Raw genomic sequence first — 11,033 nt, forward strand, 5'->3', positions numbered from 1 at the left:
GATACGCCTTGGCCGCTACTTCCGTCAGTCGATGATGGGCAGCTTGCCGGTTTTCGAGGCCTGGGCAGCGATGTCACTGTTCCCGTGGCAGTGATTTTATGGGATGAGCGCCGCTGTTGTACTCCGCCAGCTACGAATCGAGCTGGCAGGGATCGTGGTTTCGATGCCGTGCAGGTCAACTACCGGCATTAGGAGAAACGTATGAACAAGCTATCCATGAGAAGGTCAGGTGCGCTCTGGTTGTTGCCGTTGGGGCTTTCCTCGATGTCGGGTGCGCTGTATGCCGACGCCGGCGAGATCATTGTGCTGCGCGAGGTACCGGCTCGTACGGCGACCCGTGCCGGGGAGCCGGGTCGGACGGTCGCCGTGGAAGCGTCACCCCGGACACAGATTGTCAGCTCACTGGGTATTTCGACGGATCGCGACAACCTGGTCGCTCGCGAACTGGGCGACGGGGATTTTGCCAGCCTGGTCACCGGACATCAGGCTTTGACGGATGCCGAAAGACAGCAGGGAATGCTCACGACCGGTGCGGCCTTGCTCGGTGCCATGCCGCAATCCGGTCAACGAGTCGGCGGCGTTGCCGGTGTGACCGGCGCCAGCGGTGCGGCTGCTGGGCGGGCGGTGACTGGCGCCATGCTTCGTCTGATCGTCATGATGAAGGCGGCAAAGCAATGAATGCCCGGCTCGTTCGTGCTCATGCTTTGCTGATCACCTTGTCGCTTGTTTCCTCAATGGCAGCAGCAGAGACGGGGAGTGCGCTGAGTACCGCCGTGATCGGTCATGCCGCCCTGAACCAGGCGCACGGAGTGATCGCGGTCAACCAGGCGGCGGGTGATGACAACCAGCAGGCAAACCTGCGCGCATTCGCTGGGAACAGTGACAGCGCATCCATTGATGCTTCGGTGTTGCTTGACCAGTCCGCCACGAATGCGCCCGTGAGGGCGGATGGCGTCATGCAGGCCCATGTGGCTGCCGCCTTTCAATCCATGCGTGGTGTGCTGAGCATCAACCAGGTCGCGGGGGCAGGCAATCGGCAGGGAAACCTGGTCAGTATTGGTCGCGGCCACGGGGGGGAAGTGCTTTCGGACAGGGTCTTGTCCGAAAACGTTGCGGTGAGTCCCTCCCCGGCTGCCGTCGAAGCTTCGACTACCAAAGTACGTCAGGTGTCGATTGATGACAACGCATTTGTCGGTGCCCGCGGCATCGTTCAGCTGAATCAGACCGCGGGCGTGGGCAATCAGTCCGCAAACCTTTTGGGCATCCGGATTGTTCCGGATCTCCATCCCTAGTTGTTTCGTGTAGTCCAACCCACCTCCTAAGGAGAAAATCATGCATCAACTGAAAAAAATCACCCCGATTGCCGTTTCCGTCGCTGCCTTGCTGGCCACCCCGGCCTGGGCCACCGATGACCGGCCGCACAGCCCGAATCAGGACGTGAAGGTGAGTGCGGCGGCCAACCTCAATCTGGATGCCGATGTCGGTGTCACGACGGGTTACAGCAACGTGACCAATGTGAGCCGGACGGTGCGCGACATCGAAACCCGCGGTCATGTCCATGTGACCGGCGCAATTGCGGTCGATTCGGAGGCCGCAGCAACCATCCGCGATCAGCAGATCAACTATGTCAACGAAGTCAGCAATACCGAGACCGCTAACACGGCCGTACTTGACGGTAATGCGGCGGCCGGCAGCTCGGGTAACATCGGGATCAACATCGCGGCGGGCGACAACAACCAGCAAGCCAATGCCGCTGCCTTGTCGGCAACCGACGCCGGCTTCGTCTTCGGCTCCGCGGCAGCCAATGTCTCTGCCCGCCAGGACGGTCAGAGCAACATGGTCCGCAACCTGGGTAGCCAGAACAGTTCGACACTCGCCGGTGGCGCGCTTGCCAATGCAGCCGGCAATATCGGAGTGAATATTGCTTCCGGCGCCAACAACCAGCAAAAGAACGATCTGGCAGCATCGACCGCCGTTTCGCGGCTGGCCAACGCATCGGTGACGGTCAAGCAGATGTCTGATCACAACGTCACGAACAACGCCCCGGTCAGCTCGCAGCGCGTTGAGATGGTTGAGACCCGTCTGAGTCTTGCTGCGACGGGCTCTTATGCCGGTATTTCCGACCAGAAGGGTGACCAGTACCCGGATGTGTGGACCGGCGGGTCCCATCCCGGCGGTGTGGCCGATGGTCACTTCGATCTGGATACGCAAACCCAGGGCGGATACGACCGGGCGCAGCCGGCGGGTCTGACGGGTGACCGTGCCAACGACCGCAGCACGGGTGGCTCGCTGTCCTTCAATGAGGCCGGCGATCTGGCGCTGACCGGTTCGGTCACGGGCAGCATCCCGGTGGTCCTGACGGTCAACAAGCTGACCACCAACCAGGCTACGCTGGGTTCCGGGGCACTGGTTAACGCCACCGGCAACGTCGGTGTGAACATCGCCTCCGGTACCGGCAATCAGCAGTACAACGGTCTGGCGATTGCGGTTAGCCAAGCTCCCCGCGTTACCAACGGCGAATAATGCGGCTGCATCTGCCTGCCGGATTGCATCCCGGCAGGCAGGTGTTTTTGTCATTGGGAGTCCTTGATGAACCCGATCCGTTCGTTGTTGCTGCTGGTCCTTTTCTCGCTTCTGCTACCTGGGCGTCCGCTCATGGCTGCACCGGTTCGGCTGGCCCTGGTCGTGCCGGGGACGATGATCAGCAAGCCGGTGATGAGCATGCGTGAACGCCGTTTCGAGCATATCGTCGAGCAGAAGACCGACTTCAGTTGTGGCGCTGCTGCGTTGGCCACCATTCTGCGCTATGCCTACGGAATGAATGTCAGCGAACCGCAAGTGGTCAGCGAGATGCTGGCGGTGGCCGATCCGGAGCTGGTGCGTCGGCTCGGCTTCTCGTTACTCGACGTCAAGCGCTATGTCGAGTCAATAGGAATGCGCGGCCGGGGGTACCGGATCAGTATCGAAGCCCTGAACGAAGTGCGGGTGCCGGTCATCGTGCTGCTCAACTACAAGGGCTACAAGCACTTTGTCGTATTACGCAGGATCAGCGGTAATTCGGTGTACCTGGGGGACCCCGCCATGGGAAACCGGGTGATTGACCGGGAGGTCTTTGCCAGTGGATGGAACGGCGTCCTGTTTGCCGTGATCGGTCCGCAGTACAACCGGGAAACCCCGCTTCTTCGGCCGCGGGAGCGTCTGACCGTGCGCGATACCGAGTCCTGGCGGCCGATCAGCGACGTTGAACTCGTCGATTTTGGCTTCCTCCGGGCAGATTTCTTTTGACATGCCGTTGATCGTGATTCCCACACATAGACAGGAGATGTCATGACTCAAAATTCTGAAACTTATTGGCAGTCCGCAGCCGGCTTCTGGACCCTGCAGCGGGTATGCGTGTTTGCCCTGATGGTCACGCCGGGGCTGGCATTGGCCGCGCCGGGCACCACCATGCGCTTCAGCGAAGTCAATGAGCAGGAACTCTCAACGCTGCGCGGGCGTTTCGCCAGGGACGGGCAGATCATTAACTTCGGCATCGAAATGCTCAGTCAATGGCAGAAAGGTGACGGAACACTGGTCAGTGGGGGTGTCAATCTTCAGGTGGATGCCGCGCTGCGTCCGACGCTCACGGTGACCACGCCCGGACAGGCAGTTTCTGCCGTATCTGCCGGTGGCTCATCCCATGCGTCAGTCGGCGCGATGGATCAGGTCCAAGGCGTTGCCCAGAGCATCCAGATTGCGGGGGACGGCAACGCGGTTAGCAATGGCATGCAGATCGACATCGTGCAGCGTGCCGCTAGCGCGCAGCAGGGAAATGCCATTGTTGATGGCCCGGGGACCTATTCCCGCTCGGATGGTGCAGGCAGCAGCACGGTGAAGCTCGAGCCAAACAGCCTCTCCCTGCTGCTGGAGGTGCCTGGACAGGGCAGGGCAATCCAGCGGCTTTCCGCCCGCGGGTTGCTGCAGAGCACCGTGGTTGGCGGCGACCTGAACCGCGTCAGCAATCAGCTGCGTCTGACGGCGACGGTGGCTCCGTCGGCGAGCAGCGGGATGTCTTCGGCCAACTATGCAAACCTGCGCGGACTGGCATTGCCCGGAGGAATGTAGCTACCCGATTCACGGTAGTCACGAGCATGACTACTGTAAATCGTGGAGTCAGTTTGATGCAACAAGTTCATGATTTTAAAACAAAAAACATGTCGTTTGATTGACCGCTCCATGGCCTGAGACGACCATCTTCATGACTTGATAACCATTGGAGTGACGCATGAAATGGATGACTCGCCCGGCGGTCGGTATGACCGCCTTTTTGTTGGTTTCTCCCGTTGTGGCGGACGAGTCGGAGCTTGCGACGCTGAAGAAACAGCTGCAGGCGCTGACCGAGCGCTACATGGCTCAGCAGGAGGCCACGGCCCAACTGGAGGCACGCTTGCGCCGGCAGGAGGCGTTGACTGCGCCGCAGGGCAGCAACTGGCCGCTGGTCGGCAACTGGCCTGCTCGAGGCGGACGTGAGGGCTTGATTCGTACCGCCGAAACACGCGCCGCCCAGGCCGATTTCGATGGCTCGCGACCCTCATCGACCGGCAATGGGGAGGTCATCCGCCAAGCCCCCCAGTCCGCCAGCGCCCAGGCGGTCTATCAGGAGCAGAGTGGCGGGATTTTTGGCGATGCGCGCAAATTCACGATCGAAACAGGCCTTAACTACTCTCACTACAATACGCGGCAGCTTGCACTCAACGGTTTTCTGGCACTTGATGCCATCTTTCTGGGCAACATCAATGTCGATCGCATCAGGGCAAATGTACTGACCTGGGACACTTCCTTGCGCTACGCCTACAGCGACCGCCTCCAGTTCGACTTGAGCGTACCCGTGGTTTATCGACAGACAACCTACGAGTCCGGTGGCGCGGGCGGTGGTGCCAGCACCTTGTCGGAAGCGACAGTGACTCGATCGCCGCGCATCGGGGACATCAATGTCGGTATGTACTACAAGCTTCTGGCAGAGAGTGCGACGCTGCCGGATGTGGTTTGGAATGTACGTCTGAAGGGGCCCACGGGCAAACATCCGTATGGCATCAAGATGGTGGATAACGCAAATAACAACAACTTGAAGACGCCGACCGAATTGCCAACCGGAAATGGCGTGTGGTCCTTGTCATCCGGGGTGTCTCTGGTCAAAACCATTGACCCGGCAATCCTGTTCGCCAATTTTTCCTATTTCCATAATTTTTCACGCCATTTCGACGACATCAGTTCGACTCAGGGGCAGGTTGTTCCGGGGCGGATCAAATTGGGGGACTCGTTCCAGTGGGGCGTGGGGATGGCTTTTGCGATGAGCGAACGGTCCAGTCTCAGTTTCTCTTTTTCCCAGTTGTTATCGGCGCGTGCCAGTACGCAGGCCGACGGCGGTACCAAGAACCGCATCGTGGGTAGCAATGCCAATGCGGCTTCGTTCAACATCGGTCTGACGCATGCGCTGAGCGATCGCAGCACCATGGTCACCAGTCTGGGAATCGGTCTGACACCCGATGCCCCGAATTTTAGCGTCGGGGTGAAGTTTCCCTACAGTTTCTGAGTTTGGCGATGGGGCCGGGGCGACCTTGTGACTGACGGAACGAGGTCGCTTCCGATGAGCGGTTGGGACATGAACGTCGCTCAGCAGGCCCCTGAGGTGGTTTTGCGCTTGCTGGGGAGTCGTCGGGATGGGCTGGCTGACACCGAGGTCGGTGACCGGCGCCGGCGATTTGGCACCAACCGGATTGCCGCTGCCCCCAGGGAAGCAATCGGGCTGACCCTGCTCAGGGAGTTCACCCATTTCTTCGCCGTCATTCTCTGGCTGGCTGCCGCATTGGCGTTCATGGCCGAGCATTACCAGCCCGGTCAAGGGATGGCCAGGCTGGGGTTGGCCATCATCATGGTCATCGTCATCAACGGAGGTTTTTCCTTCTGGCAAGCCTACCGGGCAGAACAGGCACTGCAGGCGTTATGCAGGTTGTTGCCACAGCGGGTGAGGGTTCGGCGTGGTGGCGTCGTACAGGATATCGATGCCGGCGATCTGGTGCCTGGCGATATTGTCCTGCTCACCGAAGGTGCCAAGGTGCCTGCCGACTGCCGCATCCTCGAAGGCTGGGGTGTTCGCGTCAACCTGGCCACCCTGACCGGCGAGTCATCGCCGCGGGCGCGCAGCGCAGAAAATGACTCGCCGCTGGGCAAAGATCCGCTCACGGCACGCAGCTTGCTGCTGGCCGGGACGCTGGTCGTCGCCGGAGAGTGCAGTGCTGTCGTCTACGCGACGGGCATGAACACCGAGTTCGGGCGCATTGCACACCTGACCCAGACTGTCGGGGACAACGAGTCACCGCTGCAAAAGGAAATCCGCCGGGTATCGCATCTGGTTGCACTGATCGCCCTTATCCTCGGCGCGCTCTTCTTCCTCATCGGACTGGCTGTTGGCTTGCCGTTCTGGGTGAACGCGATGTTCTCCATCGGCATCATTGTCGCGAACGTTCCGGAAGGGCTGTTGCCGACCGTTACCCTTTCATTGGCGCTCGCCACTCAGCGCATGGCGCGGCGGAATGCACTGGTACGTCATCTGCCGGCTGTGGAAACCTTGGGCAGTGCGAGCGTCATCCTGACTGACAAAACTGGTACCTTGACCCAGAACAGCATGACCGTTCGCGAATCATTCGTGGCTGGTCAGCATCAACTCACGTCGAAACGCTGGCCGCGAAGCCGGGATCTGCATCTTCGTGCCGTTGCCCGGTTTTGCCACAGCCTGAAATTTGTGGATGGGCAACCTGTCGGCGATCCGATGGAAATCGCCCTGTGGCAGTTTGCCGGCAAGATTCCGGAGCTCGGCCATCGGGTCGGTGAAATTCCATTCGATGCCGAGCGCCGTCGCATGTCGGTCATCACCCGGGCTGACGATGGTGCTGGCTTCCTCTGGTGCAAGGGGGCACCGGAAGTGCTCATGCCGCTCTGTACCGACTGGAATGCCGGGGAGCACAGTCGCCGCTTCGATAGCGATGCCGCGGCGATGTTCCGCCGCGCGCATGAAGACATGGCCGCCAGAGGTTTGCGTGTATTGGCGTTGGCCTGGAAGCCTTTGTCAGCCGATGACAGTGACCGAAACTGTGAGGAGCGTGGACTTGAACTGTGCGGCTTGATCGGTCTGGATGATCCGCCAAGGCAGGATGTCCATGAGGCAGTCGCCCGATGTCATTCGGCCGGTCTCAGGGTAATCATCCTGACCGGCGATCATCCTTCCACGGCCGTTGCGCTGGCGCGCCAAATCGATGTCATTCGCAGGCCTGATCCGGTGGTGGTGAGCGGTGACAAGATGCGCGACATGAGTCAGGCAGCATTGCAGCAGGCGCTGGATGCACCGGAGATTCTCTTTGCCCGGGTGACCGCTGAACAGAAGATGCTGGTGGTCCAGGCATTGCAGCGGAAGGGAGAAATCGTCGCGGTCACCGGGGATGGCGTGAACGACGCCCCCGCACTCAAGACTGCGGACATTGGTATCGCTATGGGATTGTCCGGAACCGATGTGGCCAGGGAGGCTGCCGACATCGTGCTCCTGGATGATCATTTCGCAACCATCGTGAATGCCATAGAAGAAGGCAGGGCCGTATTTGAGAACATTCGCAAGTTCTTGACCTACATCCTGACGTCGAACATCCCCGAACTGGTTCCCTACCTGCTTTTCGTGCTGTTCAAGATTCCCCTGCCGCTCACCGTCATCCAGATTCTGGCAGTTGATCTTGGTACCGACATCCTGCCGGCCCTTGCGCTCGGTGCCGAGAAACCTCGTCCCGATGTCATGTCGAAGCCGCCACGCCCGCCCGGCGAGCATCTGCTATCGTGGTCATTGCTGGCTCGTGCCTATCTGTTCCTTGGTCCGTTGGAGGCGCTCGGGGCCCTGACGGTGTATTTCCATGTGCTCCATCTTGGCGGGTGGCAGTACGGCCAAACGTTGTCGCCGGACAACAGGCTTTACCTGATGGCCACGACGGCCTGTTTCTTCACCATCGTGCTGGCCCAGATGGCGAACGTATTCGTCTGTCGCCATCCTGGTCTTCCCACTTGGCGCTTCTCGTTGATCGAGAATCGGCTGTTGGTGGTGGCATTGATTGTAGAAGCCATACTTCTGCTGTTCATCGTTTACCACCCGTGGGGCAATTTCGCATTCGGCACCGTGCCCCTCGGTCTGGAGGTCTGGATCTATGCCTTGCCTTTCGCGCTGCTGCTTGCTTTTGCAGAAGAGACACGCAAGTGGGTCAGGGGGCGTTTGACGATAATTCCGCTAACGCGCTGAGCGTCGTGGATTCAGACCGATGCACGATTCAGCAATATGCTCAGTTCAGGGTAGTAACCGAGGCGGCTGATGCTGATGAGCTTGCCGATGCGCAGCGATTCGGCAACTTCGCGGGCGGCAGCAGATTGTTCGATCAGGACCGGAAAGTGAATGGCTGGATCGATCATCGAGAATATTTCCCTGAGCACTTTGCCGCAGGCCTGGTAACAACGTGGGTCGAGCTGGGTTGTCTGGTCTCCCTGGTCACACGCATCAAGGTAAGCCGCAGCGCTGATCGCCGATACGGCAAGGACGTCGATATTGTCCGGAGTGAAGTGACGCATGGTGACTCTCCTTGGATGAGGGTCTGAAACGATTACCCTGTGTGAGTTAACGCGTGATTCTCAGGAAAGTTGAGGGGAATCGTTGTGCACTCAATAGCGGATGACGGCGCGATTCTTTCTGCCTATTGTTCGACGAAGGCCCGTTCGATGACATAGTCACCCATCTCACCGATGTGCGGTGAGATTTTGAAGCCGAAGCCGTCGAGCATGGCGGAAACTTCCTTAAGCATGGCCGGGCTGCCACAGATCATGCCGCGGTCCGTGGCTGGGTCGAGCGGGGCTTCGCCGATGTCTGCGAACAGCTTGCCGGAAAGGATCAACTCGGTTTGCCGGCCTTCGTTGCGGAACGGCTCGCGGGTGACGGTCGGGTAGTAAATCAGTTTTTCGCGGATTTCATCACCCAGGTATTCGTGATTCCTGAGATCTTCTTCGATGTAGTCGTGATAGGCCAGTTCGTTGGTCCGGCGGACGCCGTGGATCAGGATCACCTTGTCAAAACGCTCATAGGTTTCCGGATCGTGGATCAGGCTCATGAAGGGTGCCAGGCCGGTGCCGGTGGCGAACAGGAACAGCCGCTTTCCCGGCTTCAGGTCGCGCAGGACAAGCGTGCCGGTTGGCTTGCGGCTGACTAGGAGCTTGTCACCCGGTTGCAGGTGTTGCAGGCGTGAGGTGAGCCGACCGTCCGGTACCTTGATGCTGAAAAACTCCAGATGTTCTTCGTAATTGGCGCTGGCGACACTGTAGGCACGCATCACCGGCCGGCCGTTGACTTCCAGACCGATGGTCACGAATTGTCCGTTGGTGAAACGCAGGCCGGGATCACGCGTGGTGCGGAAGCTGAATAGGCTGTCGTTCCAGTGGTGAACGGAAATGACCGTTTCGTGATTGAAGTTGCTCATGGTGAGGTCCGGTGGGAGGCAATGGTTTCAGCATAGGTGTTGTGCAATAAACGCAAAAGCGGATAATTTGGCTATTGCTTATCTACTGAGTCGATATGAGACTGACACTGCGTCAACTGGAAATCTTTGCCGCGGTGGCTCGCAGCGAGAATGTTTCGCAGGCAGCCGGGCGTCTTGCCATGTCGCAATCGGCGGCGAGCAGCGCATTGGTCGAACTGGAGGGTTTGTACGACTGTCCGTTGTTCGACCGGATTGGCAAGAGCCTGCACCTGAACAGTGCCGGGCGCGGGCTGTTGCCGCTGGCCGAGAGCTTGATCGGGCAGGCACGGGAGCTTGAGGATTACCTGTCTGGCGGGCGGCCGGGGCCGCTGAATGTTGGCGCAACGCTGACGATCGGCAACTACCTGGCAACGCTGATTGTGGTCGACTACATGAAACAGTATCCGCAATCACCGGTGCAACTGCAGGTCGCCAATTCCGAAACCGTGGTTGAGCGCCTGCTGCGTTTCGAATGCGATCTCGGCTTGATCGAAGGCGACGTGGTTCATCCTGATCTGGTGGTCGAACCCTGGCTGGCCGACGAATTGGTGGTTTTCTGCGCGCCCGGACACGTGCTCGCTGGTAGCGCCAAGGTCGACAATGCCGCCTTGTCGGCGCACGCCTGGATATTGCGCGAACCGGGATCGGGAACGCGTAGCCAGTTCGACCGCTGTATTGGCAGCCGGATGAGCAAGTTCCGCTTGGGCCTGGAACTGGAGCATACCGAGGCGATCAAGCGCGCCGTCGAGTCGGGTCTCGGGCTGGGTTGCCTGTCGCGCTTGTCCCTGCGCGAGGCATTCCGGCGAGGCAGCCTGATCGAACTGCCGACGCCACAATTTGACCTGCGCCGGCATTTTTATTTTGCCAGCCACCGGCGCCGCAATACGGGGGCGGCGGGTCGTCTGTTCAGGCAGGCCTGCCTTGCCGCCAGCGCAGGCGCCAGCAGTACAGGCGATCTTGCTTTGCCCTTCATCCGCTGAGGGGGGGGCTGGGGTCATTCAAAACAAAACGCCTTGTAGTGTCGTGGAACCCACGATGCTACAAGGCGTTAATGTATGTTGGCGGAGTGGACGGGGCTCGAACCCGCGACCCCCGGCGTGACAGGCCGGTATTCTAACCAACTGAACTACCACTCCGCGCTAAAGCTTGGCGTCCCCACGGGGATTCGAACCCCGGTACCTACCGTGAAAGGGTAGTGTCCTAGGCCTCTAGACGATGGGGACCCGGACTACGCAAACTTGTCGATTCGGTGCCTGGTGGAGGTAAGCGGGATCGAACCGCTGACCTCTTGCATGCCATGCAAGCGCTCTCCCAGCTGAGCTATACCCCCAGTTCAGAGAGACAGCCGAATCTTTGCTTCATGCCGTCGCCGTCGCGACTGGCAGAAAACAAACCGGATCAACCGGATTTGTAAATTGGCGGAGTGGACGGGGCTCGAACCCGCGACCCCCGGCGTGA

The 11,033-nt window shown here is 59.8% G+C and carries 10 protein-coding genes and 3 tRNA genes; 8 read left to right on the plus strand and 5 right to left on the minus strand.

What is annotated here, in order from left to right; genetic code table 11:
* Positions 1-201: 201 nt before the first annotated feature.
* From Q0799_RS02560 to Q0799_RS02590, 7 genes are all read left to right on the plus strand, one after another.
* Positions 202-678, plus strand: coding sequence for a hypothetical protein (locus Q0799_RS02560; RefSeq protein WP_298393851.1), 477 nt, complete (start codon positions 202-204; stop codon positions 676-678).
* Complete coding sequence (locus tag Q0799_RS02565; protein ID WP_298393853.1) at positions 675-1,292, plus strand: hypothetical protein; 618 nt, start codon at positions 675-677, stop codon at positions 1,290-1,292. The genes Q0799_RS02560 and Q0799_RS02565 overlap by 4 nt, the downstream gene beginning before the upstream one ends.
* 40 nt (positions 1,293-1,332) lie before the next feature.
* Entirely contained in the window at positions 1,333-2,523 is a 1,191-nt protein-coding gene (locus Q0799_RS02570) for a hypothetical protein (protein ID WP_298393854.1), read from the plus strand.
* A gap of 66 nt (positions 2,524-2,589) precedes the next feature.
* Positions 2,590-3,285: a C39 family peptidase gene (locus tag Q0799_RS02575; protein WP_298393856.1), complete on the plus strand. Its 696-nt coding sequence runs from the start codon at positions 2,590-2,592 to the stop codon at positions 3,283-3,285.
* Positions 3,286-3,327: 42 nt separating this feature from the next.
* Positions 3,328-4,104: a hypothetical protein gene (locus Q0799_RS02580; protein ID WP_298393858.1), complete on the plus strand. Its 777-nt coding sequence runs from the start codon at positions 3,328-3,330 to the stop codon at positions 4,102-4,104.
* 160 nt (positions 4,105-4,264) lie between these two features.
* Positions 4,265-5,572: a hypothetical protein gene (locus Q0799_RS02585; RefSeq protein WP_298393860.1), complete on the plus strand. Its 1,308-nt coding sequence runs from the start codon at positions 4,265-4,267 to the stop codon at positions 5,570-5,572.
* A gap of 69 nt (positions 5,573-5,641) precedes the next feature.
* Positions 5,642-8,314: a cation-transporting P-type ATPase gene (locus Q0799_RS02590; protein ID WP_298393862.1), complete on the plus strand. Its 2,673-nt coding sequence runs from the start codon at positions 5,642-5,644 to the stop codon at positions 8,312-8,314.
* 11 nt (positions 8,315-8,325) lie between these two features.
* Here Q0799_RS02590 and Q0799_RS02595 read toward each other — a convergent pair whose 3' ends face one another.
* Both Q0799_RS02595 and Q0799_RS02600 read right to left on the minus strand, forming a co-directional pair.
* Positions 8,326-8,637, minus strand: a complete 312-nt coding sequence (locus Q0799_RS02595; RefSeq protein WP_298393865.1) for a hypothetical protein — start codon at positions 8,635-8,637, stop codon at positions 8,326-8,328.
* 122 nt (positions 8,638-8,759) lie between these two features.
* Positions 8,760-9,536: a ferredoxin--NADP reductase gene (locus Q0799_RS02600; protein ID WP_281983549.1), complete on the minus strand. Its 777-nt coding sequence runs from the start codon at positions 9,534-9,536 to the stop codon at positions 8,760-8,762.
* A gap of 95 nt (positions 9,537-9,631) precedes the next feature.
* Here Q0799_RS02600 and Q0799_RS02605 point away from each other — a divergent pair, with 95 nt between their 5' ends.
* On the plus strand, positions 9,632-10,555 hold the full coding sequence (locus Q0799_RS02605) for a LysR substrate-binding domain-containing protein (RefSeq protein ID WP_298393869.1): 924 nt from the start codon (positions 9,632-9,634) through the stop codon (positions 10,553-10,555).
* A 79-nt stretch (positions 10,556-10,634) separates the two neighbouring features.
* On the opposite strand, the gene Q0799_RS02610 is transcribed toward Q0799_RS02605, so the two are convergent.
* From Q0799_RS02610 to Q0799_RS02620, 3 genes are all read right to left on the minus strand, one after another.
* Positions 10,635-10,711: transfer RNA gene (locus Q0799_RS02610), tRNA-Asp, on the minus strand.
* A gap of 11 nt (positions 10,712-10,722) precedes the next feature.
* A tRNA-Glu gene (locus Q0799_RS02615) sits at positions 10,723-10,798 on the minus strand.
* 31 nt (positions 10,799-10,829) lie between these two features.
* Positions 10,830-10,905, minus strand: a tRNA-Ala gene (locus Q0799_RS02620).
* Positions 10,906-11,033 lie beyond the last annotated feature (128 nt).

This window comes from uncultured Azonexus sp. (genome assembly GCF_937982035.1).
In the GTDB taxonomy this organism is placed as follows: domain Bacteria; phylum Pseudomonadota; class Gammaproteobacteria; order Burkholderiales; family Rhodocyclaceae; genus Azonexus.